23 protein-coding genes and 4 pseudogenes are annotated in these 25,633 nt (G+C 64.1%); 24 read left to right on the top strand and 3 right to left on the bottom strand.

Going from position 1 to position 25,633, the window contains the following annotated elements; all coding sequences use genetic code 11:
- Nucleotides 1-105: 105 nt before the first annotated feature.
- The 3 genes from KZO24_RS29435 to KZO24_RS29425 form a co-directional block, all read right to left on the bottom strand.
- Nucleotides 106-726 carry a GntR family transcriptional regulator gene (locus KZO24_RS29435; protein WP_486487893.1) on the bottom strand — a complete coding sequence of 207 codons (621 nt, stop codon included), beginning with the start codon at nt 724-726 and terminating at the stop codon, nt 106-108.
- Nucleotides 727-740: 14 nt separating this feature from the next.
- Nucleotides 741-1,151 (bottom strand): helix-turn-helix domain-containing protein, encoded by a 411-nt coding sequence (locus KZO24_RS29430; RefSeq protein WP_486487892.1) that lies wholly within the window; start codon nt 1,149-1,151, stop codon nt 741-743.
- Between the two features lie 151 nt (nt 1,152-1,302).
- Nucleotides 1,303-1,728, bottom strand: coding sequence for a hypothetical protein (locus tag KZO24_RS29425; RefSeq protein WP_486487891.1), 426 nt, complete (start codon nt 1,726-1,728; stop codon nt 1,303-1,305).
- A gap of 279 nt (nt 1,729-2,007) precedes the next feature.
- On the opposite strand from KZO24_RS29425, the gene KZO24_RS29420 reads away from it, so the two are divergent.
- The 24 genes and pseudogenes from KZO24_RS29420 to KZO24_RS29305 all read left to right on the top strand — a co-directional run bounded on the left by KZO24_RS29420 (nt 2,008) and on the right by KZO24_RS29305 (nt 25,611).
- A complete protein-coding gene (locus KZO24_RS29420; protein ID WP_486487890.1) occupies nt 2,008-2,862 on the top strand; it encodes a DsbC family protein in 855 nt (284 codons plus the stop codon).
- A gap of 197 nt (nt 2,863-3,059) precedes the next feature.
- Nucleotides 3,060-3,377: a hypothetical protein gene (locus KZO24_RS29415; protein ID WP_232494501.1), complete on the top strand. Its 318-nt coding sequence runs from the start codon at nt 3,060-3,062 to the stop codon at nt 3,375-3,377.
- Nucleotides 3,378-3,516: 139 nt separating this feature from the next.
- A complete protein-coding gene (locus KZO24_RS29410; RefSeq protein ID WP_486487889.1) occupies nt 3,517-3,783 on the top strand; it encodes a type IV conjugative transfer system protein TraL in 267 nt (88 codons plus the stop codon).
- Nucleotides 3,784-3,794: 11 nt separating this feature from the next.
- On the top strand, nt 3,795-4,424 hold the full coding sequence (locus KZO24_RS29405; protein WP_486488446.1) for a TraE/TraK family type IV conjugative transfer system protein: 630 nt from the start codon (nt 3,795-3,797) through the stop codon (nt 4,422-4,424).
- A 52-nt stretch (nt 4,425-4,476) separates the two neighbouring features.
- The gene (locus KZO24_RS29400; RefSeq protein ID WP_486487888.1) at nt 4,477-5,202 is read left to right on the top strand and encodes a type-F conjugative transfer system secretin TraK; all 726 of its coding nucleotides are present in this window, start codon (nt 4,477-4,479) and stop codon (nt 5,200-5,202) included.
- Between the two features lie 85 nt (nt 5,203-5,287).
- Nucleotides 5,288-6,480: pseudogene (locus tag KZO24_RS29395) on the top strand (TraB/VirB10 family protein).
- A 32-nt stretch (nt 6,481-6,512) separates the two neighbouring features.
- On the top strand, nt 6,513-7,160 hold the full coding sequence (locus tag KZO24_RS29390) for a TraV family lipoprotein (RefSeq protein ID WP_486487887.1): 648 nt from the start codon (nt 6,513-6,515) through the stop codon (nt 7,158-7,160).
- Nucleotides 7,157-9,717: pseudogene (locus KZO24_RS29385) on the top strand (TraC family protein). Before KZO24_RS29390 ends, KZO24_RS29385 begins: the two are co-directional and overlap by 4 nt.
- Before the next feature lie 38 nt (nt 9,718-9,755).
- Nucleotides 9,756-10,040, top strand: coding sequence for a hypothetical protein (locus KZO24_RS29380; protein WP_486487886.1), 285 nt, complete (start codon nt 9,756-9,758; stop codon nt 10,038-10,040).
- Nucleotides 10,037-10,288: a hypothetical protein gene (locus KZO24_RS29375; RefSeq protein ID WP_486487885.1), complete on the top strand. Its 252-nt coding sequence runs from the start codon at nt 10,037-10,039 to the stop codon at nt 10,286-10,288. The genes KZO24_RS29380 and KZO24_RS29375 overlap by 4 nt, the downstream gene beginning before the upstream one ends.
- A gap of 95 nt (nt 10,289-10,383) precedes the next feature.
- Entirely contained in the window at nt 10,384-10,953 is a 570-nt protein-coding gene (locus KZO24_RS29370; RefSeq protein ID WP_486488445.1) for a conjugal transfer protein TraW, read from the top strand.
- 53 nt (nt 10,954-11,006) lie between these two features.
- The gene (locus tag KZO24_RS29365; protein ID WP_486488444.1) at nt 11,007-11,963 is read left to right on the top strand and encodes a TraU family protein; all 957 of its coding nucleotides are present in this window, start codon (nt 11,007-11,009) and stop codon (nt 11,961-11,963) included.
- A gap of 250 nt (nt 11,964-12,213) precedes the next feature.
- Nucleotides 12,214-14,070 carry a hypothetical protein gene (locus KZO24_RS29360; RefSeq protein WP_486487884.1) on the top strand — a complete coding sequence of 619 codons (1,857 nt, stop codon included), beginning with the start codon at nt 12,214-12,216 and terminating at the stop codon, nt 14,068-14,070.
- Nucleotides 14,071-14,111: 41 nt separating this feature from the next.
- A pseudogene (gene traN / locus KZO24_RS29355) lies at nt 14,112-15,187 on the top strand (conjugal transfer protein TraN).
- A complete protein-coding gene (locus tag KZO24_RS29350; protein ID WP_486487883.1) occupies nt 15,099-16,088 on the top strand; it encodes a type-F conjugative transfer system pilin assembly protein TrbC in 990 nt (329 codons plus the stop codon). Before traN ends, KZO24_RS29350 begins: the two are co-directional and overlap by 89 nt.
- The gene (locus KZO24_RS29345; RefSeq protein WP_486487882.1) at nt 16,060-16,665 is read left to right on the top strand and encodes a S26 family signal peptidase; all 606 of its coding nucleotides are present in this window, start codon (nt 16,060-16,062) and stop codon (nt 16,663-16,665) included. The genes KZO24_RS29350 and KZO24_RS29345 overlap by 29 nt, the downstream gene beginning before the upstream one ends.
- Nucleotides 16,665-17,564 carry a conjugal transfer protein TraF gene (locus KZO24_RS29340; protein ID WP_486488443.1) on the top strand — a complete coding sequence of 300 codons (900 nt, stop codon included), beginning with the start codon at nt 16,665-16,667 and terminating at the stop codon, nt 17,562-17,564. The genes KZO24_RS29345 and KZO24_RS29340 overlap by 1 nt, the downstream gene beginning before the upstream one ends.
- Entirely contained in the window at nt 17,561-18,142 is a 582-nt protein-coding gene (locus KZO24_RS29335) for a hypothetical protein (protein WP_486487881.1), read from the top strand. Before KZO24_RS29340 ends, KZO24_RS29335 begins: the two co-directional genes overlap by 4 nt.
- A 100-nt stretch (nt 18,143-18,242) precedes the next feature.
- Nucleotides 18,243-19,658, top strand: a complete 1,416-nt coding sequence (locus KZO24_RS29330) for a conjugal transfer protein TraH (RefSeq protein WP_486487880.1) — start codon at nt 18,243-18,245, stop codon at nt 19,656-19,658.
- Nucleotides 19,659-19,667: 9 nt separating this feature from the next.
- Nucleotides 19,668-22,574, top strand: a pseudogene (locus KZO24_RS29325) (conjugal transfer protein TraG N-terminal domain-containing protein); the annotation flags it as partial.
- A 79-nt stretch (nt 22,575-22,653) separates the two neighbouring features.
- Nucleotides 22,654-23,079 carry a transposase gene (locus KZO24_RS29320; RefSeq protein ID WP_081799271.1) on the top strand — a complete coding sequence of 142 codons (426 nt, stop codon included), beginning with the start codon at nt 22,654-22,656 and terminating at the stop codon, nt 23,077-23,079.
- Complete coding sequence (gene tnpB, locus KZO24_RS29315) at nt 23,076-23,429, top strand: IS66 family insertion sequence element accessory protein TnpB (RefSeq protein WP_036531136.1); 354 nt, start codon at nt 23,076-23,078, stop codon at nt 23,427-23,429. The genes KZO24_RS29320 and tnpB overlap by 4 nt, the downstream gene beginning before the upstream one ends.
- 50 nt (nt 23,430-23,479) lie before the next feature.
- Nucleotides 23,480-25,033: an IS66 family transposase gene (gene tnpC / locus KZO24_RS29310; protein ID WP_486486530.1), complete on the top strand. Its 1,554-nt coding sequence runs from the start codon at nt 23,480-23,482 to the stop codon at nt 25,031-25,033.
- Complete coding sequence (locus KZO24_RS29305; RefSeq protein ID WP_486486531.1) at nt 25,030-25,611, top strand: UPF0149 family protein; 582 nt, start codon at nt 25,030-25,032, stop codon at nt 25,609-25,611. Before tnpC ends, KZO24_RS29305 begins: the two co-directional genes overlap by 4 nt.
- Nucleotides 25,612-25,633: the final 22 nt, after the last annotated feature.

Here is a 25,633-nt window from a genome sequence, read left to right as displayed (position 1 = left end):
GAGGCCTGAGAAAGGAGGCGGCGAGCTTATAAGGTCTCGCATTGGGGAATGGGCGGTATTGTAACCGCTAGAGCGTACCGTCCGGCAGGGAGAAATCGCGCAAAATCAATGGCTTGCTGCTTCATTTGCGATCATGGTGATCTTGTCTGCGCCTCGGATACGTCGTCGATGATATGCCCGCAGGACAGCGACCCGGTCCGAACTGGACTCATAAATCGCATTCTCGACGCCCGCGAGTTCTTCATCGACTTGTCTCAGCGCCCTGGCTTCGAATATCCGCGTTGCAGCGAGTCTATCATTAGCGCCTGTGAGGGCGCGGCCAAGTTCCCTGTTCCGGGCGAAATCTGCGAGCGAACGGAAAATTGCCGTAGCGACAGAAGCCACCGGCCGACCGGGATTGATCGACAGGTTCGGCATCGCCAACAGCGGATCTGAACGAGAGGAACCCTTGAGGACCAAACGGACAAGTTGACCGTGCCACGCATACAATTCCTGCAGTGCCGGAGCCGTCAAACTCGGCACCCGATATCCACCCGATTGTAAGATCTCGACCATCCGCTCCCCGACGAGCCGGTGGGCGGCGTCGCGCAGGGGCGAGATGGACATGCCATACTCCAAGGCGACCTGCCTTTCGATGATGGGAGATCCAGGAAAGAAGCGACCGCCAAGAATGTCGGACTTGAGAAGCCTGTAGGCGCGTTCCGCGGCGACCGGTTCAGGAGACATTGGACTGGCTCGGGTTAACGCTGGCGGATTGCGGCTCGCCCGCTGCGCGTTGAATGGCGCACGGCTGCGGATTCCTGATGGCGCGCCACCGCTTCGAGCATTTCGCATTGAAGGTCCCACAAATCGTCCTGCATCAGCAGTTCCTGCGGAAGGTCCATTTCATGCTCCATCGCGATCAAGGGGAGGAAAAGGTGTATGGTAGTCATCTGCAGCGCGCGGGCGCAGCGGATATGATCATCAAGCGCGGAAGCCGGAAGCCCTCCCTCGATTTCGCGAACCCATCTATCGCTGCGGCCGATTTTCACCGCCAGCTCGCGTTGCGAGATGTGATCGCGGCGTCGGCGCCGCTCGATCAACTTTCCGGAAATGAGTTTGATCGAGTTCAGTATGTCACCATCACTTGCTTGCGTTGCGTGCAGCGTCATCTGCAGGTCTCCCTGTCAGCGGCTCTAAAACACAAACACATCGCCCTGTGCGAACGAGACTGTTGCACAAAAACCTTGGGTCAAGGAACAACAGGTCCCGCAAGTGCGACTGTACTTTCCAGCACCTCGAAAAATACTCCCGGTGGCGGGACTATCTTCCTTCACGATTTGGCAAAGCTCCACTCGATCTCAATGTTCGCACGAGGTCCTGGTCAGTCGCGGTTTCCATCCGACCCAGCGCTGCGAGAAAGATCCTCCAGACGGCTGGCGCTGGGTGAACAAGTCCCGATTTTTCAACCGTCACTGCAATATCTTGGACCATTACGGCCAGCGCAGGGGATGTGCCCACGAACCGAACCATGCGTCCTCCATGGCGCGCGATTTCAGGCGACAGCAATTCCTGCGCGGCGATTTCGGGTGTGCTTTGATGAAGCAGGGTGACGGCGACGAGAAGCGTCGTGCCGTACGGCAGAAAATCGCCCGCCGCATGGCACAGTCGACAATGGCATTGCAGGAACAGACGCATTCCGGAAGGGGAAAGTTGAAGTTTGTAAGCGCGTGATCGGACCTTCTCCACCGCCTCTCTCCATTTCACAATTACAGGGGTGTCTTGCCGAATCACGGTCTGCAGGCGCGATGCTCCGGCAAGTTTAAGCCAACGCTCGGGCCCCACGAATAGAAGAAGAAATCGGACCGGTAATTCCGCAACTCGGAACACAAATGCCGACTTGCGGCAGCCCATTACCCCGTTACGGAAATCTTCTGCCCCGATGGTTGCGGCGCCAACCCCTTCCCGTCACCCCGGGATCACATCGAAGCGGACGCTAAAACGGCCGACACGCCAGGTAGCGTTCGAATGATGGTTTCAACCTTGCGGTTCAAAGCCAGACACATCGAGGAACCTTCCGCCCATGTCAGCAGGATCCCTGTACCACACCGCGCTGATTGCCGCACTGGCGGCCACCCCCTTCCTGCCCAGGAGTTGCGAGCGCAAGACGGCGCCGCAACCTTACAAGGTCAGGGTTCAGAACTGGAAGCGGCAGTCGATGCGGCGCAACGCCAGCTTCGACAGACCTTTACCAACCTGGTGTTCGAGGATTTCGCTCCCGCGCCGGTAAAGGGGCCGATCTACCAGGCGGTCGCGGGTGGCAGGATGCTCTATTTCGCTCCCCAGAGCGAGCATATCCTGTTCGCGGCAGTCTACGACAAGAACGGTATCAACGTGACCGCTCTGGCGCAGGATGCGATCGCGAGGAAGCGCCTCGCCGCCATCGACACGCAAAGTGCCCTGGTCATCGGGCCGCCAGACGCGCCCAAAGTCATCGAGTTCACCGATCCGGATTGTCCGTATTGCCGTGCCCTCGACCGGTTCTGGGCAGCGAAGGCGGCCGAAGGGAAGGTGGTGCAGCGCCACATCTTCTTTGTGAGCGCGATTCATCCCCAGGCGGCCGCGAAAGCCGAGCATATCGTGTGTTCACCCGATCCGGCAGCTGCTTTCAGCGCACTTTACCACGGCGTAGAACCGGCCGAGCTGCTCAAGTGTCCAGCGGGCGCCAGAAAAGTCGCCGAGGACGCCGACACCGTGCGAAAGGTCGGGGTCACCGGAACACCCACGCTCTTCATCGAGGGACGGCAGATCAGCGGTTTCCAGCAAGGCGAGCTCGAGGAGTACCTTGCAGGGCACGCCAGTGCTTCCCTTGCCGGGCCGTGAGCCGATCGCTGCCGGATCTGGCAGCCTGCGGCCCCGCTGGCACGCACTTCCGCCGTCAATAACGAAGCTGCCGTCTAGTGCGTGCCTTCAGGGGCCGTCGAGCGCACTTGTCGGCCGGGAACGCCCAGCGCCCTGACCGGTCCATGGGCCAGATACCCGAAAAGTCGCGACGGCTCCGCATAAGAAGGGAACTCGTTATGGTGACTTTGCTTCGAGGAAAGGCGTTCCGCACGGCAGATGCGGCGATCCTTTTCATCCTGGCCGCGTTCGCCGGAGCCGGTATGGCCCATGCGTTCGCGGCACCCTCGGTCGGCGATCTCGGCTACGACATATACGACATCGTTGTGAACCAGGGGGTGAAGGGTCCGCTGGGCTTCGTTGGCGGCGTCGCAGCCTTCCTGTTCGGCGTCTCGCGCCTCTTTTCCAACATCATGATCGGCATCCCCACGATCGTCGCGGCGGTCTGCCTGATCAAGGCGGACTCCATTCTCCAGACTTTCGGCCTCGTTGTCTGAGGGCGTGATCTGAAGGCGTGATCCGAGGATCGGGCAGCTTCCGCCTTCGTCGGCAGCTGCTCCACGAGACGGGAGGCGACTGGCGCCTTTCGTAAACCCCACGCACTCCCAGCTGCGTGGCGAAGCAAGGGAGAAGGACGTGGATGAACGCCTGCCCCAGTTCCTGCACCGGCCGGTCCAGATCCTCTGGTTCGACAGTCAGGAATTCATCGTCGTCATGGCCACGATATTCGTTGCGGTCATCGTCGGCGGGATCATCGGATGGCTCCTCATCGGCGTCCTTCTCCTGTTCATTCCCTGGAAGCGCAGCAAGCCGCGCGGTTTCATCCCGCATCTGGCCTGGCGCTGGGGTCTTGCCCGCTTCCGCAATTATCCGGGTCCGACGCAGACCCGCTTCTACGAGTAGGCCCGATGGCGATGTTCCTGCGAAGAAAGCCGGCAAGCGACCTCGTCGGCGATATCCGGCCCACGTGGCACCTCCACCGCTACCTGCAGGGCTCGGCCAACCTCTTCGAGGAGAACCGCCTGCTCAAGATCGCGGTCGCGGGTCTTTTCGGCATCACGGCGGTGCTTGCAACGCTGATCTACACCTCGAACCAGAATGCCCGCACGGTCATCGTGCCGTTCGGCGCCGATGGCGACTTGTTCATCACCGGCAATCGCCCTTCGGAAGGCTATCTGCGCTCGATCACGTTCAACGTCGTAGGACTGGCTGGAACTTATTCTGCCTATTCGGCCGACCGCCAGTTCCAGGAGTTGCTGCGGATCGTCCATCCCAGCGCCTATAACGAGGTGCGCGACAGCCTGAACCGGCTGCTCGACGAGCTGCGCGGAAACCCTACGCTTTCGATCGCGACCTACATTCGCTCCGACCAGCCTGTAACCCGATCGGGCACCGAGATCCTCGTGCCGATCGAGAAAGTGCGCGTGATCGGCGGCGTCATACGCAAATTCCGGGGCAACCTGCGCATTCGCTACGCCCTTGAGAACGGCCGCTTCTGGCTGACGGCACTCCAGGAGGAGAACTTCGATGCAGATGTTCGGTAAAGGGACGGCGATGTCCTGCGGGCGCGGCGCCTGCCTGGCCGGCTCCCTCGTCATGGCGCTGGCGAGCGGTACCCCCGCGATCGGGCAAGTGATCATGGCCTTGCCTGACCAGACGAGCCGCATCCAGCTTTCCAATCGCGACATCAATCATGTCGTCTGCGTCGGCGGGGAGATCGAGGAGGTCAAGTTCTCGGCCGAGAAGGGCCTCGCGGTCGAACGCGGCGGTTCGGATGCCTGGATCAAGTTCCTGGTGCTCGAGACCGATGACGCGTCTTTCAAGACCCGAACCTATGTCACCAGCCCCACAGAGTTCTTCGTCTCGTGCAACGGGGCGATCTATCCGCTCTACGCAGAGCCGTCGGATATCCCCGCGCAGACGGTCAATCTGGTCCCGGGCCGCTTGCAGCGCGCCCGCGCCAACGATGTGCTGATGGGCGCGATGTCCGGAGAGGAACGCGCCGTTGGCGTCGCGCTTGCGGTCCTTCAGGACCGCGTCCCGGCCTCCTTTTCCGAAGCGGCACCATCGCGCGATAGCCTCGTCCTTCCCGGCCTGGCGGATGCGACGCTCGCCGAGCGCCGCCGGCTGGAGGTGGAAGGTGCCGGCATTTCCGTGAGCGAATATCTCGTGCGCGCCGCCGCTGCCATGACGCTCGATGAGCGCGACTTTCTGGACGTAGCGCTGGGCGAGGACATCTTCGCGTTGACGCTCGATCGCCTGACGCTGCTACCCGGCGAGGCCGCGAGGCTCATTGTCGTGCGCCGGAGCGTGCAGTCATGACGCAACCGACGGACAAGCCAAACACCACGGCGGGCACGGCGTCGACGCAGGAGACCGCTTTCGAGGGCCGTTCCCCCTTCTCGACATGAAAGCCCGCTGGCGCCGACTGTCGTCGGATCACAGACTGCGCCTCAAACAGCTTGGCGTCATTTCGGCGATCGCGGTGGTGGGCGTGGGTCTCTACACCGCCAGCAGAAGCAGCAAGGAGACAGCGCCCAAACCTGCGCAGGCGACCAACCTCGACATGGGGGCGGGGCTTCGCGGCGACAGCCTGGAACTCAAGCTGCGCGGAGACCTGCAGAAGGTTCTCGACGGTCAGACGCTGCTGGGCGACAGGGTCAGTGCCATCGAGGAAGGCAAGATTGTACCGCGCGGCACCAGCGACGGCGCAACGAGTGCAACCGGTGACGACCTGCCACCGGCGCTGCCGGGTGATATCCCGGCCTTTCCGCCTGCACCCGCCGACGCGGCGATCGGCCAGGACGAGATCCCGGCACCGCCGATGGCGCCAACCGCGCCGCCCGCTCCGCCGGCTCCGCCCACCGAAAGGCAGGTCGGCGCCATCGGCGCGGCGGTCAATACGGCCAGTTCGACAGGAGGAGCAGGCGGCACAGCCACGTCAAAAAAGGCAGGCGGACGATATATTTGCCGCCTGGTTTCATGAAGGCCCGGCTTCTGACCGGGGTCGACGCGCTGGCGAGCCGGGACGCGACCAGTAATCCCGAGCCGATCATTGCCCGCGTTCAGGCACCGGCGGTGCTGCCCAATGACGTGAAGGCAAACCTTGCCGGATGCTTTGTCATCGGCAACGCGACCGGCAGCCTTGCGAAGGAACGGGTGGAAGTCCAGCTGGTCTCGCTGTCCTGCGTGGACTTCGATGAGCATGCTGTCGTCGATCAGGCCATAAAGGGCTTCTTCGTCGATGCGGATGGCAAGAAGGGCCTCTCGGGCAAAGTCGTCACGCGTGCCGGAGCGACACTTGCGCGCTCGTTCATTGCCGGCACGATCACCGGCATCTCGCAAACCGTCGAAGGCACTTTCGGCAACCTTTCGACTTCGGCGCTCGGCAGCGTGCGTTCGCTCGATGCTGCTGACGCCGCGAAAGCGGGAATTGCCGGCGGTCTGTCACGCTCCTCCGACAAGCTCACAGACTTCTACCTCGATCTCGCGCGCCAGGCCGGCCCGGTCGTCGAGGTCGGCGCGGCGAAGGATGTGGTCGTCGTGATCCAGGAGGGCCTCGCCCTCGAAATCAAACCATCCCTCGAGGCCAGGTTCTGATGCCCCGGCCATCTCACCAAGGAGGTCCTGTTATGGCAATCCTGCCGCGTTGCCGCGTCTTGCCGGCTCTGCTCGGTGCTGCCTTGGTGCTGCCTGCCGGGGGATGCGCGAGCCTTGGCTCGATGATGTCCCCCTATCCCGAGACGTTCTCCTGCAAGAACGATGATCACGGGCAGTGCATTCATCCCGACAAGGCCTATGCCGATGCCGTTGCGGACATCCCGTCGAAAACGGACCCTGCCGTGACCAACGCCCGCGCCGCTGCTCGCCGGGCACCATCAGGACAGACGCGCCGTTCAGGCCCGACCGGTCGCGACGATGCATTCAGCAGCTACAAGGACAGCGTCTATCGCGAACTGCGAAGTCTCATCGAGACGCCGGCCTCCCCGATGCTGCAGCCCGCCCGAACGGTTCGTACGCTTATTCTTCCCTACGCCGACAGGCAGCGCCCGGACCGGCTCTACATGCCGCGCTATGTATACTCGGTGCTCGATACCCCTGCGTGGGTCATCGGCGACACGCTCGTGGAAACGCCGGGTCGCCGCGCCGGCGGCCCGGTTCTCGGGCAGACCAGCGAGCGTGGCGCCAGCGGGCGCAGCGTCGATGAGGCTTCCTTTTCTCGCCCAACCTCCATGGCACCCGGTCGGCTTTCCCTGCCTGCAACGGAGGAACGTCCATGAGCGCCGCGAGCAACAACAGCGCGCTGACCTTTTCGCGGCTGCGCAGCGCCGTGCGCCGGGACAGCTTTTCCGACTATCTGCCGCTCGTGGCATGGGAGGCGCAGAGCGAAGCGTTCCTGTGTATCGATGACAGCTGGGGGCACGCCTGGGAACTGACACCCACGGCCTACATGTTCGCCCATGTCCAGGGCGCATTGCTGGGGCTGTTCAACATCCAGTTTCCGGATGGTACGGTGCTGCAACTTCACACGTTCGCCGATCCGCTCATCGACGATGCGCTCGATGCCTTTCTCGATATGAGGACGCGCGAGGACCCGCTGATCCAGGCCTCGGCGCGCCATGCCCATGCCTATCTCAGCGCCGGCAGGCACGGGCTCGAGGCACTTCACGGCATTCCGGTGCGCAATTTCCGCACGCTCCTGTCGATCAAGACCAGGCGGCCGCTCGGCGAGGACCTGAGACGGCAGGTCGAAGAACAGCTGTCCAAGCTCGGGATCCGCAGGCTGCCGCCCGAGGAGATGGTTTCCTTCTACCGGCGCATCTTCAACGGCGTCGCAGCGCAGGCCCCGGGGTCTTTACCGACGGTACCACGACCGGGGCTCCTCCGATCGCCAGGCAGATCATCGATGCCGGCCCGGATCTCGTCTTCGAGGGCGCGGAAGTGTTCCTGGGCAATCAGGTCGCGCGATGCCTGACACCCAAGGCGCCGGCGCGGCGCATCACCGCCGAGCGGGCCAACCGTCTGACGGGCGGCATGCGGGGAGCCTCGGAAGACAGCGACCAGATCGGGGGCCCGTTTCTGTACACGCTCAATGTGCTGTTCGACCATTCGCAGTTCGAGATCCACAAGCGCGCGCAGATCCTTTCCGCACAGAAGGCGGCGGGCAGCTTCGCGGTCGAGGTGGGCAAGCAGATCGAGGAAATCGGCTGGATCCTTGACGAGGCGGGCAACAGCAAGTTCGTGCGGGTCATCCCGACGCTGTGGGTGTTCGGGCGCGACCGCGCCCATGCCCGCGACCTCGCCGCGCGGGCCAAGCGGCTCTGGGAGGGCGAGCCCCTGCCCTTCTCGATGCAGGAGGAGAGCTATCTCAACCCAACGCTGCTGGTGCTGAGCCTGCCGTTCGGGCTGTATCCCGATCGCACGACCCTGCGCCTGCTCGAAAGGGATTTTCGTATGCCAGTCAAGGCCGCAGTGCTGATGGCACCCATCCAGACCGACTTTCGCGGCGGCGGACGCCCCGCCCTGCTTTATACTGGCCGCAAGGGCCAGCTGATCACGCTCGACCTGTTCGATCCCCGGATCAACAACTACAACTTCATCGTTTCGGCCGAAAGCGGCGCGGGCAAGAGCTTCCTTCTCAACAACCTGTGCCAGCAGTATTACGCTTCGGGCGCCCTGATCCGCGTGATCGACATTGGCGGGAGCTACCGGAAGCTGTGCACGCTGTGCTCGGGCCGGTACATCGATATCGGCGAAGAGCATCTGGTGCTCAATCCCTTCGACATGGGGCTGGCGCTCGACGGCGACGACAAGCAGTCGGCGATCACCATGGCGGTCGCGATCGTCGCCGAGATGGCGAATGCGTCAACGCGCAAGGGCGTCAGTACATCCGAGTGGAACCTGCTCAAGTCCGCGGTGCAGTGGACGATCGATACGGACCGCGCGGAACGCGGTATCGACGCGGTTCGCGAATGGCTGGGGACCTATCCGGAGCAGGTGCGCAGCGATCTCGACAAGGTTTCGCACCTCGTTCCGACCGCGCGCGAACTCGCCTTCAACTTGCGCGATTTCGGGTCCGACGGCGCGTATGGCCACTACTTCAACGGGCCATCGACACTCGACATCCGGTCTGACGAGTTCGTCGTGCTCGAACTCGAACGGCTGAAATCGATGCCCGATCTGTTCAACGTCATCGTCATGGTGGTGGTGAACGCGGTCACGCAGGAACTGTATCTGTCGGCGCGCGACCGACCGCGCTTCGTTCTGTGCGACGAGGCAGCCCAGTTCATGACCCGAGCCGACGGACAGGACTTGTCGAGGCTCGCGGAAGCGTTCGGCCAGGGCTATCGCCGCGCCCGCAAGTATCGCGGTTCCTTTGGCATCGTGCTGCAATCGATGAACGATCTGACGCTGTTTGGCGGTACCGGCCAGGTTATCCTCGAGAATGCGGCGACCCGCTTCCTGCTCCAGGGCTCGACGTACGGGCGGGCCGTCGACAACAAGATCCTCGACTATTCCGGCTTCGTGCTCGACCTGCTCAAATCGGTCCGCAACTCCAAGCCCCATTACAGCGAGGTCTTCATCGATTCCCCGCTGGGCCTCGGCATCGCGCGCCTCGTGGTCGATCCATTCTCATACTGGATCAACACTTCGGCCCCCGATGAGGTCGCGGCGTTCGAGGCCCTGATGCGCCAGGGTCTTTCGCCGCTCGAGGCGGTCTGCCGGCTCGCCGGCATCGATCCCTCGACGATCCTGGGCACAGGTACGGGCCCAAGCCCCGACGCAGGTACGGCCTTCGCCAGGGTACCCGCCTCAGCGGGGCGGCACGAACGATGATCACGCACGAGCACTATCCGGACCGATCGACCCCACAAATGCCCGACGACGACATGATCGAGCGCCTCGTCGAGGCTCGCCTTGCCGAGCGCTTCGAGGCGGAATCCTTTCACTGGCGCATGCGCCTCATCGCGATCGAGACGGTGATAATGGGCCTGCTGGTGCTCGTCGCCGGGCTCGTTCTCGAGCAGCCGTTCAGGATGGTCGCCCGCGCATCGGTGCTGATCGCGGGATCCTGCCTAGTCACCGGGCTGCTGCTGGTCGGCCTGTCGGCGACGGCAACGAAAGCGCTGCGCCGCATTCGCAGGCGAACGCCGCGATGAGCGGGCTGCTCTCTTCCAGACCAGCGGCCTGCTCGGTTCGCCTCACTGTGAGCGGGTTTCTCATGCTGCTCACCCAGAGCGCGCTTCTCCTCCTGAGCCCCGATCTCGACGCCGCCACCGGCAACCTCATCTGGTTCCTGACCACGCTCGCCGCGCTCGCCTTTCTGGCCGCCCTTGTCGGAATCCCCGAACCTCGCAGGGACACCGGCCGAAACGCGGTCCAGGATGCCGGAAAGACCCCGCGATGAGCATCGACCTCCTCAAACTCGCACGCCGGGTATCCTGGCTGGGTGTGGCGGCGCTCGCCACATCGCTGTTTCCCGATGTCCACGCCCGGACCACAATGGCGGCCACTACGAGCACCATCGGCCGCACCTGGGCGATCGCGGAGCCCGATGCGCTGGCGGAAATCGAGGCGAAGGCAGCCACCCTGCCCGCCGACCTGGGCCAGGCATTCGGCCCCCGTTCGAAATGGGGAGCGTTGCAGTCCGCGCCTCTCGGTGCGGCCACTGTCGACAGGGTCCGCAGTGTCGTGCCCTTCTATACGCTGGACTTCGACATCACGCTTCCCGACGGCAGGACGCTTTACCCCAAGGGCTTCACGTTCAACCCGCTGACTTATGTGAAGCTGCCCCAGCGCCTGTTCGTCGTCCACGCGCGCGATCTCGCCTGGGCGCTGGCAACCGCGCGGCCTTCCGACTTCATACTGCTGAGCGCGGATGCCCGGCAGAACCCCGATGCCATCGCTCTGACCGAGAAGACCGGGCGGGCGATCTACATTCTCGAGGAGCGGGTGAAGGAAAGACTGGGCCTGAAGGTGGCACCCGTCATCGTCCAGCAGCAGGGCGCCCGCCTTGTCCTTACCGAATACGGGCCAGGGAGCAGGACGCTTCCCAAGGATACAAGTCCATGAAGCCGCGCCTCCTTCTCCTGAGCCTGTCGGTGCTCACCCTTGCTTTCGCCCTGATGCTGCCTGGTGAGGCACGGGCTTCCAGATGCGAGGCCGGGACGGTGTTCAACCCGATCACCAAAGTGCGGTGGACCTGCATTTTCCCAATCACGATCGGCGGCGTGCGGGTCGGCAGCTATGACAAGCTCGACAAGGAACTCGATGCCCAGTCCGCGTCCAGGCCGCTTTGCGCCTGCCGCAAGGGGATCGAGGTGTGGTTCGGCGTGAAGGTCTCGTACTGGTCTCCCAACCGGATGATCGACATCGTGACCGAGCCCGGATGCATGATGGCGCTGGGGACCGATCTGATGAAGACCGGCGGCATGTTGCAGGGAAGCCAGTCGTCGATCGCGGATGGCACCAACACCCGCAAGATATTCGCCCAGATGCATTACTACATCGCGCCGGTCTGGGCGATGCTCGACATGTTCACCGATCTTCCCTGTCTGGAAAACGACGGGTTCGACGTCGCGATGATCACCGAGGTTCTGCCGACCTGGCAATCGGGAACGCTTGGCGCGATCATTCAGCCCGAGGGGATCCTGTTCGGCAACCCGGCCGCGGGCCTTGCCTGCATGGCCGACAGCGCCGCGGCGGCTGCGGGCAAGGTCATCGACCCCTTGTTCTGGTGCATGGGCTCGTGGGGCGCGACCTACCCGATCGCGGGCGACATCCACTTCGATGACAGCGTCGAGGCCTGGGCCGGGCTAGCGGCGCGCGGCGTCTTCATGATGGGCCGGATGGGCGCGCTGACGGTGAGTTCGGCCGATGGATGCTCGTTCGTCCCCCAGCCCGTCTGGACCAAGTCGCGGTACAAGCTCCAGATCATGGAGCCGGTCAAGGGCGGCAAGTGCGTCAACATCGGGCGCCCCGGCGCCCTGTGGTCGTCCGCCAAGCACGCGCCTGGCAAGGACAATGCCCAGTTCATGCTGTTCGAGAAGGTCATCTGCTGCGCCGGGATGCCGGTGCCATGAACAGCCTCGTTCACCCCGTTTTCGCGCAAGGCACCCGCCATCACCCGAGGTCTGTCCGCCAAGGCCCACAGGGCCGGTGGTTGCCGCGCGAGAAAGGAGCGGCGCCGCCCCGCCCCCGGGCGGCGTCGCTCCACCCTGCTCAAAGAAGCGTGAACCCGCCTGCGGGCTCAGGCACACAACGCTCCTGGCTTGCTCCATCGCGTCGGTGGTCCTGGCGGCATGCGAAACCGTTCCGGTGCAGGCGCAGACAATGGAAGACAGGGCGCGCGCCGCTGCGGCCGCCACGCGCGCGAAGTCAAGCGACAGCGAAGCCCTGCGCAAAAACTATGTGACGCCGGGGCTCGCGGGCGAGGCGATTGCGACGGTCGATAACAGCCACAGCTTCACGCCCAACCTTGCCTGCAGCAGGACCGCGACCTTGCTGGAAGTGATGGTCCAGCCCGGCGCTACCGGCGATCTGCGACAAGTCGTGATCGCGCGCGACACCGACCTGGACGGGACACTCGACCGGACTTTCCAGGTGCCCACCCCGATCTCGGGTATCTGTGCCAACGGCGTTCTGTCCTGCTCGCCTGGCACCTGGCAGCATTGCTCCTCCTTCAGATGGACCATCGATCGGGCGGCGACGCCGGCCCTCGAGAATGTCGACATGTCCGCGCTCGCGGGGTGCTACTGCATCAATGCCAGTTGCGGGGCCAACCTCGCCTGGTCGAACCTGCCTGCGGTTCTGCGCGACATCGGGGGCGGGGTCATCGGCGCGCTGACGACGGCAGATCCGCGCTTCGGCGTCGCGGAAGCGGTGATCGACGGTCCCGTCATTCGCTATGTCGGCGCGCAATCGACGACCTGCGCTTCCAGTGCCGCCTTGCCGCAGTCCACATATCGCGCAAACCCCACGCTGATCGCGGCCGATGCCTATGCGGCTTCCAGCAGCAGTTCGGTGTTCCAGGCACTCAAGGGTTCCGCGATCGGTACGGGGACCGCCCTCACCGCACGCCACTGCAGGATCGAACGGCGGATCACCGTCCTCAAGCCGCGGCCAGAGGAGGTTATTTCGAGGACGGCTGGCGGCTACGCGACGATGCGCAGCGGGAGCACGTTCGATTTCCTGATGGGCTCGCCTGCCGACAACAGCCTGAGCGGCGGGTCCTGCTCGCTTGTCGATTTTCGCATGACCTTGCGGGTCAGCGAGCCGGACAGGATCCTGAATGCCAGGCTCACCCATTTCTACGCCGACGACTGGGCCCAGGTGAGGATCGATGGCGACCTTGTCGGATCGGGCCCCACGCCCTGGTCGTCGCTCGGCCTACCGCCCGGCAAGTGCGAATTGAAGACAACCTTCCATTCCTACCCCGCGCTGGACCTGCGCCCTTATCTGTCTGCCGGAGATCACGAGATCTGGCTGCGGGCAGCCGTGGCCAATGAGGGCGAGGCGTTCGCGCAGATTCACGTCGAGGTCGATGACAGCTGCAGCACCGACGAGCACCTGGTCGACGGCTGCACGCCGATCGCCACCGATCCGGCCTGCAGGCTTGAAGGCGAACTGGTGGACGGCGTGCAGACCTGGATCAATGGCATCGCGACCGGCCTGAAGCCGCTGCCGCAGACGCGGCTTGTTGGAGGCACGTCGTGTCCCGGCGAGATAACGAGAGACTTCTTCCAGAAGGATCGGACCTACCGCTGTACCCTCGAAACTCTGGCCCGGCTCGACACGAGCCGCGGCGCCTATATCATCGATCATTCGACAGAGGTCATGCTTGGCGACCGGATCAGGCGAGCCGACGGGACATATGCAACCTCGACCAGAAGCTTCCGACTCCCCGATCGAGGTTCGGTCGCTCAGTGCGAGCCGGTGTGCAAGACACGCGCCCCAAGAGCAAACGACGCGGTGGCACCCGATGGCGTGGTGGCCGCGAGGCAAAATCTCCCGACCGGCTACGACACCTTCTACCATGCGTGCAGCGCCGATAACCACTGCCCGATGGGGCCCGGCGAAGAGCTGGTTTCGCCATGCGGGTGCCTCGACGATTTTCCCGAAGCGGCCGCGATGATGCAGACGCTGCGCCTTGCCGGTGCTGATATGGTCTGCACCGGGGTTGCACCGTGACGGCGTCGTTCACCGCAGGCTCCCGCCCCGGCTTCAGGCCCGTGAGAAGGCTCCTGATCGGAGCCTCGATCTTCCTCTCGCTCGCTACCACGCCGGCCCATGCGCAACGGATCTGCGCAGTCGACCTGAACGGTAACGGCGATGCCGCCGACCCCGGCGAGCAGGCAAGTTGCACCGCGACGAGCGACGGTGAAGGTCTGTGCCCTATTCACGAAGTCGCGTGCGAGCGTGATGCGGCCGGGACATTTAGCTGTCCGGCCGGCCCGCAGTTCGCCTGCCACGAGAAGGAAGCGGGCGGAGCTCCCGCCTGCTCCCCCAACGCCTGCATCGATCTTGCCGCAAACCCGATCATCGAGGAGCCAGCCATCGATGATCCGGGAACGGAGGCGAACGGCGGCATGGACGCCGCGGGCAATTGCCTGGGAAAGATCGAGATCTTCTCCGGCCGCGGCATGCGATGCCGGCCTGCGGGTCTGTCGACGAGCTTGTCGAACTGCTGCAAGGACAAGGGGAAGATCGTCAAGGACGGGATGGGCTCGTCGATCTCCTCGATCGGTACGAAGATCGCGGTCGCCAAGGGCGTGTTTACCGGAATGAAGGCGGCGTATGCGGCCTTCAAGGCGGGGGCGACAGCGGGTCAGGCCGCCAGTGCGGGTGCCAATGCGCTGGTCGTCGGGATCGACCCGACATCGATCGCGGTCAGCCTGGCGATCAATTTCATGATGGATCTGCTGCTTTCGGGATGCGACCAGCAGGACATGGAGACCGCGCTGCTGCGCTCTTCGGGCATGTGCCACGAGGTGGGCAGTTACTGCACCGCGAGCGTGCTGGGCGTATGCCTGCAAAAGGCACGCGGCCATTGCTGCTTCAATACCCGGCTCGGCCGCATCATCCAGGAACAGGGCCGGCCCCAGCTCAAGGCTTTCAACGCCGACCCCTGGGGCACGCCCAAAAACCGATGTGCCGGGGCTTCAGCCCTGAGGAATTCCAGGCGCTCGATTTCAGCAGGATCGATCTCGCCGAATATTATGCCGACATCGAGGCCCGCGCCCAGGCCGAGATCCAGACCGACATGGAGGACCGCGTCAATGCCTACGTCGATGCCGTCAATCCCTAGCGCCGTTGCGATCTGGGCTGCGCTGCTGGCAGCGCAGATGATCACGGTGCCCTGCCTCGCCCAGCCCGCCCAACCCGCCCAACCCCAACCTGCCACGCCGGCGCCTGCGAGCAGCGGCGCACGGCAGTCCATCTCGGATCAGGGGCAGGCTTCCCTCGAAAGACTGGAGAGCGCGATCGCGAACACCAGGAACGAGGCGGGAGACCTGCCTCACCCTGTTCTTCCCAAAGGCGGCGATCCGGACGCAGAGCGCCGGGCTTTCGACGGGCTGCGCAGCCGACCCGTCCCGAAAAACATCGAAACACGGGCGCAGGCAGCGCACGCGCAAGGTGCGGCCAGCCTTGCCGCAGAGCGCGAACGACAGGCCAGGGCCCTGCGCGTCGCGCTCGGACTGGAGCCATCGGAGGAGGAGGCCCTTTCAAGCGCCGATCCCGCCCACCCCGTCGGCACCGACCGGCGATGGGTTCCGGTAGTCTTCGTCTCGTCGTCGATACCGCTGGCGACCCTGCGCAGCTATGCCGCGCAGCTCGAGCGGGCGCAGGGTGTCATGGCACTGCGCGGGGTGCCGGGCGGTCTCAGGAAGATGGGGCCGATGGCGAAGCTCTCGGCCGAGATCCTGCGGTTCGATCCGGGCTGCGAGGGTCCGGCCTGCCGCATGCGCGATGTCCAGCTGGTCGTCGACCCGATCGTGTTTCGCCAGCACGGGGTTACCCGGGTGCCGGCACTCGCGATGATCCCGGGTGATCCTGCGCAGACCTATTGCGAGCGCGACGACGACAGCTTGCGCGCATCGCACATCGTCTACGGCGACGCCGCGCTCAGCGGACTTCTGGAGGAATATGCCCGTCTTGGCGGCAAGGAGGAGGTGCGCGGTGCTCAGGCTCTACTTGGTATTCGCTAGCACCCTGTCCGCTGCCTGGATCGCGCTTGTCCGGCTGCCGCGCCAGTCCGCGAGCGCTCTGGGCGCCGCCGACGGCCAACAGTCTGCACGCCCGGGCCGGTTCATCCTCGTCCTGCTGGTCGCGCTTCCCAGCGCCCTGTTCGCGGCTCTCGTCATGCCGCAGATACACCTGGTCATGACGCCCTCGATCGACGCGTTCGCGGTTCGCATGAGTCCCGGGCCGATCAGGCGCGGCGACTATGTGATGTTCACGCTTCGTCATCCCGTGGCGGGGCCCAGGGCCGTCAAGGTCACCAAGCACGCGCTGTGCCTGCCCGGCGACCGGCTCACGATGACGGAGAGGCCCTCCGCTCTCACCCCCGGGACCATGGACGGCCACTACTTCTGCAACGGAGTGCTGCTGGGGGTCAGCCTGCCCATGGCGCGCAGCGGCCTGAAACTCGAACATATGAGATGGAGCGGGGTAATCCCCCCGGGCATGGCTTATGTCGGCTCGACCCATCCGCGCGGCTTTGACAGCCGCTATCTTGGGCTCCTTCCGATCTCCAACCTGACCCCCATGGAGCGCATACTGTGATCCGGCGGCAACCTCTCTTTCCGGTCAGCAAGGTGCTCGCCCTCGTCCTGCTCTGCACACCGGGCGCGCTCGCGGCGCAGCAGACCTCGGCGCCGGGCGCGCGGCACGGATACTGGTGGTACGAGGTGCCACCGGCTGACACCGAGGTCGATCGGGACGATCCGGCCATCGAACGCCCGCATATCCCGCCCATGGATCAGCTGGCGACCTGGACGCCGCCCCGGATCCGCGACCTGATCGCGCAGCAACGCGATTATGCAGCGACCGTGCTTACGGTCGATGCGGTCGCGGATTTCTGGCGCCTGCAGGACTTTGCGCGCCGCAAGGCGAGAGCCTTCGCCGGCGTCACCCAGCTTGCCATGCTGCAACACCCCGAACTCAATTCCAGGTCGGCGAACCCCATGGTCGGTGATGCCCGCTCCCAGCTTGGGGCGCAAAAGGATGCGCAGCGCCGATCCTACCTGCGCGCGAATGCCGGTGAATTCGCGCTGGTGATGTTTTCCCGAACGAGCTGCGGTTACTGCCGGGTGCAATGGCCGATCGTCCAGCGCTTCCAGGAGGACATGGGCTGGCAGGTCACGCTCGTGGATCTCGACAGACGGCCCGACGTGAAGGAGCGGTTCGGGGTCGAGATCACGCCGACAACCATGGTGATCCGTCGGGGCAGCGCGCAGCGGATGATCATCGCTTCGGGCGTGGAAGCCTACCCTGCGCTCGCGCAAACGGCCTATCAGGCAGTGCGCCTGCTGCGCGGCGATATCCGGCCCGAACAGTTCCTGACCGGGGCGGGAGAAGAAGGCGGTTTCTTCGATGCGCTGGCCAATGGTCCTGTCTCGGCAAGCGACCCGGCGGCCCTGGGAGGCGATCCTGTCGCTGAAAGCGCGGATCTTGCGCCATGAAGCGGCTGCCGATCCTGCTCGCCCTGCCGACCCTCCTCCCCCTTACCCCAACAGCGTACGCGAAGCCCGCAAGCCGGCAGGATGCACAGCGCGCCGCAATCCATCAGGTGGCAGATGCGCGCGCGATGCGATCCTGGCTGGAGCGGGTCCCCGTAACCCGCGACTTTCCGGATGACTTTGACGCAACCTTGAGGGGCCACGGCCAGGCATTCGTCGTCGAGATGACAACTGCTCCAGGCTGCATCCCCTGCGGGGACTTGTGGCAGAAGCTCTCGGCATTGGGCGCGCGATATGGCTGGCGGGTGCGCACGATCGGCAAAGAGGACGCGCTGCTGCGCTCCGGGCGCCTCGGATTGCCGTGGGTGGGCCACCCAGTCGCCTGGGTCCGTCCTGTCGATGACCCGGGCCGGCTGATCCCCGTCGCGATCGGTACCGACCATACGCCCAATCTCGCTCGCAATCTCTATCTCGCGGCAAAGATGCTGAGCGGCGTCAGGCCAGCCGTCGGAGTCCGGGCCATGGCGAAGTTCACCGGCATCGTGGGCCTGCCCCAGGCGCCTGCCGCACGGCCAAAATAGCTCGCCCTGCCCTTCGGTCGCGCCAGTCCCGACCCTCAAGCAGCACCGCCGAGAGCATCGCATCCCGTCAGCCAGTCGGCACAGCCAAGGAGACGATATCATGAAGAGGTCGATCCGCTATCTCCAGGTAGCCTCGATCGTGCTGGCCGCGGCATTCGCACCAACGGCGCACGCCCAGAGCTGGGCAGAGTCGTGGTTTGACAGTGTCACGTACACGTCGCCTGGAAGCTTCGAGGATCAGACCCGGGGGTATGTGACGGCCGGCGGCATGTCGGGACGGGTCGATGTGCACAACGACTATCTGATGTCGGTGAGCCTGCCCAAGGTTCGCGCGGGTTGCGGCGGCATCGACATGTTTCTGGGAGGAATGTCGTTTCTCGATCCCGACTACCTTGTCCAGAAGCTTGAAAGCATTCTCCAGGCGGCCCCGGCAGTCGCCTTCCAGTATCTTCTTGAAACCCTCGATGAGAAAATGGGCAATATCATCTCGAAGATGGAAGCGGCGACCAATTTTCTCAATTCCATACAAGTGAACGACTGTCGGCTTGCCAACCGGATGGTCCAGATCGCCAGAGGCGACGATTCCATGTCCGGGATCATCGAGGAGATGACGGGATATCGCTCGGTAAAGCAGGGTTTTGCCAAGAGCTATCAGCAGAGCCGCGAGAAGATCGAGGCGAACAACAACAATCCCACCGAAGACTTGAAGGAAGCACTCGCCAATTGCCCGGCCGAAGTCCGGGACATCTTTCGTACAGGCTCGCTGCTGGCGCACGCGGCCTCGCGCGTCGGCGCGGCGGACTGGGCGGGAGTGATGCGGGCGCGGGTGGGCGACATCTACATGCGCTGGGATGACGGGGACAAGGTGCCCCTGTTTACCGCGATCCCGCAATGCGCCGGCCAGGACACTGAAAGCGCGCAGGATTTCCTGACCGGAAGGGTTCAGCGCCGGGCCCTGAACCTGCCGCCCACCGGAGCGGATTGCGCAAGGGACGGTTCGGGCCGGGGCGCTCTCGTGCTGGCCCGCGAGCGGATGCTGTCGATAGCGACGAAAATCCGCAGCCGCACCGCTCTCACAACCGAAGAACGCCAGTTCGTGGCCAATGTCCGCACGCTGCCCGTCTACCGGATGCTGGAGTGGGGCGTCCGCCAGGGCGTTGCGGATTCGGTGATTGCCGATACCGACGAACTGGTTGCGCTGACGCTGGCCTATCAGATGCTGAACGACCTCACGCGCACGATCGACTTCACCCTCACCAATGCCGAGCGGGGCGCGGCGGTGGCGGGTTCGGCGGATGGCAACAACGCCAATGTGTGCCAGACGCGCATATTGTCGAGGGGTATCGAGCAGCTTGGCGCCCTGCGCGACGAGGTTCTGCGCCAGCGGGCGCAGATGCGCCAAAGCTACATGGCGGCGCTTGACCAGGCCAATCTGTCGGCGAGCTATGCCGGGCTGCTGCGCGATCGCGACCACGACGCGCGCAATGCCGCGGGCGCTGCCGCCCGCACCCAGTAGGGAAAAACCATGCGCGCCCGGCTCAAAGCACTTCCCACCCTCTCGCTTCTTGCCGCCCCGCTTCTCGCGCTCAGCTCACCCGCCCGGGCCGTCGATGCCAGCTTTCACACTTACGACGGCTTTGCCGAGACCGTGGACGCGTTTCGCCTCGTCTCGATGATCTTTGGCGATCCCCGATACGAGACGCTGGTCATGATCGTGGCGACGGTCGGAATCGGCCTTGGCGCGATCATCGCGAGCGTACGCGGCACCGGAATGGGCATCGTCGCCTTCGGCTTCCAGATCCTCATCGGCGTCGGGCTGTTTGTCGGTCTCATTGCGACCACCGGGACCGTTCACGTCTACGACCGGGTGCGCAATGCCTATCAGCCGGTTGGCGATGTGCCCAACCTTCTGGTTCTGGTGGCTGGGGCGACCAACATGATGGAGCGGGCGCTGGTCGAGACGATCGACGACAATACCCTCGATCCCCGTGCCAGGATCGAGTTGGGCGCGGGTGGGCACAGCTTCGATCTTTTCCTGAACGCGGTGTCGCCGCGAGGTCCGATGACGGATGTGTTTCTCGACAGCACGATCAAGGACTATATCCGGCAGTGCTATCCGGTCGCCCGGGTCTCGCCGGCCTACGACATCGACGATGACAAGCTGCTGCGAAGCGCAAGCGACCTTCCCGCCGCCTTCGCGGCAATGGCCGGCCCGGCGACATTCTCGACGGTCTATTCAGAGACCGACAAGGGTGGCACGACGGTCAGCTGCACCGAGGCCTGGGCGCACATCTCGGAAAGGCTCAGCGATCCGGCGCTGTTCGACGGCTATTCCAGGCAGGTCTGCGCGCGCACCGGTTACGATCTCGAGAACGTGCAGCAACTCGCGCGGTGCCGTCAGCAGCTCGGGGAAATGGGCCAGATGATGCTGGACCGCCCGCTCTCGGCGCAAGGCTTGATGACGCACATCCTGCTGGGCAACAGCATCGGCGATGTCCTCTTCGAGGACTCCCCGGCAAGCGCGGCCCGGGTCATGGCGAACCGGGCGGTTATCTCCAGCGGCCTTGCGACGATGTCGGTCGCGAACGAGTGGATGCCGACAATCCGCGCGACGGTCTTCGGCATCATGCTGTTCATGATCCCGGTCGCCCTGCTTTTCATCCTGACGCCGATTAACCTGCGGGTCGCAAGCTTTGCACTGGGAATGTTCGTGTTCGTGGCGCTGTGGGGTGTAATCGATGCCGGGATTTACCAGCTCACGCTCGGCCGCGCTCTGGCGACGCTTGAGGAGCTGCGCTCGAACGCAGTCGCGGCGAATGCCTGGTTCCTTGCCCCGTCCGCTGCGATGAAGGCCCTCGCGATCTTCGGCAGCTTCAGAACGGCCGCCGCCGGGCTGGCGGGCGCCTTCGTCTTCACCGTCTTTCGTTTCAGCGGCAACATGTTCACCGCCTTTACGTCGGGCTCGCTGGGGATCGCGAGCCAGGGAACGGCGGCCGCCTCGGCGATGGGAACCGCCGAGGGGCAGGCATCGGCGCTGGAGGCCCAGGCATCGGCGATGGGGACTCGCGCGCGCGCTTCTGCTGCCTCAAGTTTCGGGGACTTTGGTGAGCGGTCCGGTTTCAGCAGCAATCGCGCGTTCGGCGAGGCGGCGCACATTCTGGGGGAACGCCCTGCCCCACCCGGCACGACGGCTATTGCCCTTGGCGGCATCGAAGGCGCGCGTCAGCTCGGCAATCTCGCCCCTGCCCTCGGCGGCCGTGATCTAACCGACCCGGCGGTCGCGCGGGCGGTCCAGGCGAATGCCGTGACGGGTGCAATTCACCAGTTCGCCGAAAAGGACGCGCTGCGCGAGCTTGGTACTGGCTACTTCGGGCCGGGAGCAGCCGGTGAGAAGGCATTTGCGGCGTTCAGCCAGAACCTTGTCCAGTGGCGGGCTTTTGGTGACAACCGGGCCTATGACATGATGAAGCAGGCGGCCACCCGTCACTTCGAAAGAGCGGGGTATTCGCCTGCAGACGCTACGCTCAAGGCTTCGGGGGTCATCGCGGAAGCTCAGGCCAATCCGACTTATGCAAAGCTGATCGCGAACGCATGGCAGCAGGAGCAGATGCTGGCGAATGATCTTACGTCAGCCCAGGTACAGGTAGGCACCATGGAGGGGCGTCGCGATTATGCGGGTGCAAATGTCGCCGACGTGGAACGCGCGAACGTTGCAACCGAACAAGGCTGGCGAACCGGCGGCAACCAGGGGCAGCGCCAGGCGGCCGGAATGCTGGGCCTGTCCGTAGACGAGACATCGCGCCGGATCGGCTTCATTAACGCGCTTTCGGGCGAGGCGCGCAGCACGGCGATCTCGCAGCTGGCACGGTCGACAGGGCGGAATGAGGCCCAGGTGCTCGCAGCACTGGAGCGCTACAACACCGCAGTCCAGGTCGGCACTGCGGATGGCGCCACCGCCGAAGCAGGCAGGGAGGGTACGAGTGTCTACGGCCGGACACGAGAGGCGGCGGGATACGATTTCGCGGAACGCTCCGGCAAACTCGACGCCCAGCGCGAGGTCGGCACCTCGGGAACCCGCGCCGCCGCCCGCATCGGCGAGCAGCGGCGGCAGTCGGAGAATTTCGGCTTTGAGCAAGGTGCGGCAGCGGCGGGCGTGTCGACCCGCGAGGCAGCGCGCCTCGACAGCTTCATTCAGGCGCTGACGCGCACTGCGGTCAATCAGGTAGACATGGCAGAGGGCGGCGCGGACGGCATCGCCGACCGAGCGCGGAACGAGCGTTTGACGTCCATCGTCGATCGCGAGCGGCTGACCCGCATGCAGCGTCTGCTGGCCGACAATGGCATCGATCTCAGCAGGCGCCAGATCGCGATGGACCAGAACGGCGACCTCAGCCTCAACCTGACCCCGCAAACGGCGGCAGCCATGTGGAAGGGTAACCGCTGCCCCGACCCCACGTATTCTGGTTGGTTTTTGAGGGTAGATCTGCGCGAGACGTTGAGGAGCTCGAGCAGTGGTTGACGAAATTGATGCGGTGCCAAACGTTGGTTTGACGTGTGCGTCGCACAGTGCAAGTTCGCGTTTGACTGTTAGTTTGGAGCCAGTCCGGCGTCGGCACGAGCGATGGCCGGATGATGAGCGCGATCGTATTCTTGCGGAAAGCTTCACTTCCGGAAAAACGGTAGCGCAGGTTTCGCGGGATAACGGCGTCGGCCTTGGCCTGCTGCATTATTGGCGCCGGCAGGCGCGAGCGGCGGGGACCGTTGAAGAACTACGGCTTGTGCCAGTGACGGTGGTTGGCGAGGAGCACGCGCAAATGCCGGCCGTCCCGGCATCCCCGCCCAGCATGGAATTGGTGGTGCGCGATGTGACAGTTCGTATTTGCGGCGCCGTCGAGGCGGAGCACTTGCGCACCGTTCTGGCGGCGATCCGGGAATGATCCCGATCGATGGAAGCGTGCGGATCTATGTGGCGACGCAGCCCATCGACTTCAGGGCCGGGATCAACCGGCTGATGGGACTGGTGACACATGTTCTGGGCCATGATGCCTGTGCCGGTGATGTGTTTGTCTTCCGCAACAAGGCGGCTGACAAGGTCAAGTTGGTCCGTCATGATGGATCCGGCGCGGTTATGGCGACAAAATGGCTCGACCGTGGGAGGTTCCACTGGCCCCCATTGCAAGGAGGGACGCTTGCCCTGACGGGGGCGCAATGTGTGGCACTTCTATCGGGCCTGGACTGGCGCAGGCTGCCGTTCCAGGAGGAAAGGCGCCCTAAGGTTTTTGGCTGAAATCTGCGGTTTTGAGTGGCGGCACAAGGGTGGTGTGGTATAATCCCGCCATGCCCTCGCGAGCCGATGACCTTCCCGAAGATCTCGAACAGATGGCCGCCCTTGTGCGGGAACTCCGGGCTGAAAACGCTCAACTGCGCTCGCTCCTCAAAGGCATGGCCCAACAAGCATTCGGCAATCGATCGGAACGCGCCAGCGTCATTCTGGGAGATCAGGGGCAACTGGATCTGGGCGATCTTGTGAGCACGCCGACGGTCGCGGCCAATGATGATGAAGCGTCAGAAGACAAGCCTGTGATCAAGCGCCCGCGCGCGAAGCGCGGCATAATGGCGCTGCCCGCCCATCTTGAGCGGGTAGAGCAGGTGATCGATCCGCAGACATTGGATTGCCCTTGCTGCGCAGGCAGGCTCCACAAAATCGGAGAGGATGCCAGTGAGGCCCTCGACTGGGTTCCGGCCATCGTACGCGTCATTCGTACCGTTCGCCCTCGCTATGCCTGCCGCAATTGCCGTGAGGGGGTTATTCAGGCACCAGCGCCCCGGCGTGCGATCCCGGGCTCGATGGTCACCACCTCGACGCTGGCCTGGATGGCCACAGCGCGATTTGCATGGTCAATCCCTCTCAACCGACAGCTTCAGATGCTGGCCGGACAAGGCGCCATCCTCGATCGCGCCCTACCAAGCCGCTGGATGCGCAAGATCGCATGGTGGCTGAGATCTCTGTATGAATTGCAACTCGCGTACATCCACGCGCAATCGCGGATTTTTTGTGACGAGACGCGGATGCCGGTCCTTGAGAAAGGAAGAAAACGAACCCGGATCACGCAGTTCTGGGCACATGCCTGCGATGATGGTCCCTGGTCAGGCCCGGCGCGACCGGCGGTGGCATACATTCACGCGCGCGGCCGCGGGCATGCCGAAGCGCGCCAGCAGCTAGCCGGCTATCGGGGGATCCTCCAAGTCGACGGCTATGGCGCCTACAAGGCGCTGGTCCGCAAGGGGGCGGAAGGGGTCGTGCTGGTCTTTTGCCTTGCCCATGTCCGTCGCAAGTTCGTGGACGCCTACCGTAAATCCCCGTCGCCGGTGGCCGCCGCGATCATCGGCCTGATCGGCGAGGTCTACGCGATCGAGGCCCGGGTGCGCGCCGGCAATGCCGCACATCGGTTAGCGGCCCGCCAGGCGGAAACCTGTAAGGTGATGGCTACGATCAAAACGCAGATCGACGACATGCTGCCCAGGCTGTCACCCAAATCCGATCTGGCAAAGGCGATGCGCTACACCCTCAACCACTGGAAGGGCCTGACGCTATTCTTGGAAGACGGGCGTGTCGAGGTCGATACCAACACCGTCGAGCGTGGGATGAGAAATGTTGCCCAGGGCAGAAAGTCGAGCCTTTTTGCGGGGAGCGAGGAAGGAGCCCGGACCTGGGCGGTGCTTGCCTCGCTTCTCCAGACTGCTCGCCTCAATGGCCTCGATCCCTACACCTGGCTCAACGATGTGCTTGAACGGATCGTGAATGAAGAGGTAATGATCAACGATCTGCACAGCCTGTTGGCATGGAACTGGCGCCCTGCGACTGATCGGCTAGAAGCGCTGGCAGCATGAGCTTCAAACGTCAAACCGCATCCGGCAGAACGCTCTCATTAGAGCAGCTCGAAATCTGGCTCGATACGCTTGATCCGCTGGTCGCCGGTGTCTCCTCGATCGATGGCTTCCTCGCGGCGTTGGCTGCCGGCCCGTCCATCATCAATCCGGACATATGGCTCAAGAGCATCCTGCGCGAACACGTCCAAAGCGCCCGATCGGCGCCCGCACGCCGAACGATCCTCAAGCGCTACAACCAGATCTGCATCGAGCTTGCCGAGTGCCCTGAGGTCTATGCGCCGATCTATATGCGGACCGAGGACGGCGAGGTCCTGCTGGAAGACTTCGCCAATGGCTTCTTCACTGCAATGCATCTGGACATGGACGCATGGAAGCCCTTCGTGTCTGACCGAGAGTTCGGCTTGTCGCTTGCAGCTATCCTTGGCCAAAGCACGATCATCGACGGCACATCATGGATCGACCAACTCCAGGATCCCCTCGCAAATCAGGCTCTTGCAGATACCTGGCGGATGATCCCCCAGATCATCTCCTTCATCCATGACCAGTGTGCCTTTGCAAGAACCCTGACCGTACACTGAAGCCTCTCCACATCCCACGTGG

This window comes from Novosphingobium sp. NFX11 (assembly GCF_057376415.1).
The sequence above is the reverse complement of the archived record's forward strand: the minus strand, read 5'-3'. Positions and strand labels throughout refer to the sequence as shown.

What these genes read in the sequence shown, in the direction of transcription:
- KZO24_RS29420 (WP_486487890.1), top strand. Translation starts at nt 2,008, where the DNA reads ATGATGGTTTCAACCTTGCGGTTCAAAGCCAGACACATCGAGGAACCT.
- KZO24_RS29435 (WP_486487893.1), bottom strand. Translation starts at nt 726, where the DNA reads ATGTCTCCTGAACCGGTCGCCGCGGAACGCGCCTACAGGCTTCTCAAG.
- KZO24_RS29405 (WP_486488446.1), top strand. Translation starts at nt 3,795, where the DNA reads ATGTTCCTGCGAAGAAAGCCGGCAAGCGACCTCGTCGGCGATATCCGG.
- tnpC (WP_486486530.1), top strand. Translation starts at nt 23,480, where the DNA reads ATGCCCTCGCGAGCCGATGACCTTCCCGAAGATCTCGAACAGATGGCC.
- KZO24_RS29305 (WP_486486531.1), top strand. Translation starts at nt 25,030, where the DNA reads ATGAGCTTCAAACGTCAAACCGCATCCGGCAGAACGCTCTCATTAGAG.
- KZO24_RS29415 (WP_232494501.1), top strand. Translation starts at nt 3,060, where the DNA reads ATGGTGACTTTGCTTCGAGGAAAGGCGTTCCGCACGGCAGATGCGGCG.
- KZO24_RS29380 (WP_486487886.1), top strand. Translation starts at nt 9,756, where the DNA reads ATGCCCGACGACGACATGATCGAGCGCCTCGTCGAGGCTCGCCTTGCC.
- KZO24_RS29365 (WP_486488444.1), top strand. Translation starts at nt 11,007, where the DNA reads ATGCTGCCTGGTGAGGCACGGGCTTCCAGATGCGAGGCCGGGACGGTG.
- KZO24_RS29360 (WP_486487884.1), top strand. Translation starts at nt 12,214, where the DNA reads ATGGAAGACAGGGCGCGCGCCGCTGCGGCCGCCACGCGCGCGAAGTCA.
- KZO24_RS29430 (WP_486487892.1), bottom strand. Translation starts at nt 1,151, where the DNA reads ATGACGCTGCACGCAACGCAAGCAAGTGATGGTGACATACTGAACTCG.
- KZO24_RS29370 (WP_486488445.1), top strand. Translation starts at nt 10,384, where the DNA reads ATGGCGGCCACTACGAGCACCATCGGCCGCACCTGGGCGATCGCGGAG.
- KZO24_RS29400 (WP_486487888.1), top strand. Translation starts at nt 4,477, where the DNA reads ATGGCGCTGGCGAGCGGTACCCCCGCGATCGGGCAAGTGATCATGGCC.
- tnpB (WP_036531136.1), top strand. Translation starts at nt 23,076, where the DNA reads ATGATCCCGATCGATGGAAGCGTGCGGATCTATGTGGCGACGCAGCCC.
- KZO24_RS29375 (WP_486487885.1), top strand. Translation starts at nt 10,037, where the DNA reads ATGAGCGGGCTGCTCTCTTCCAGACCAGCGGCCTGCTCGGTTCGCCTC.
- KZO24_RS29335 (WP_486487881.1), top strand. Translation starts at nt 17,561, where the DNA reads ATGAAGCGGCTGCCGATCCTGCTCGCCCTGCCGACCCTCCTCCCCCTT.
- KZO24_RS29390 (WP_486487887.1), top strand. Translation starts at nt 6,513, where the DNA reads ATGGCAATCCTGCCGCGTTGCCGCGTCTTGCCGGCTCTGCTCGGTGCT.
- KZO24_RS29350 (WP_486487883.1), top strand. Translation starts at nt 15,099, where the DNA reads ATGCCGACATCGAGGCCCGCGCCCAGGCCGAGATCCAGACCGACATGG.
- KZO24_RS29330 (WP_486487880.1), top strand. Translation starts at nt 18,243, where the DNA reads ATGAAGAGGTCGATCCGCTATCTCCAGGTAGCCTCGATCGTGCTGGCC.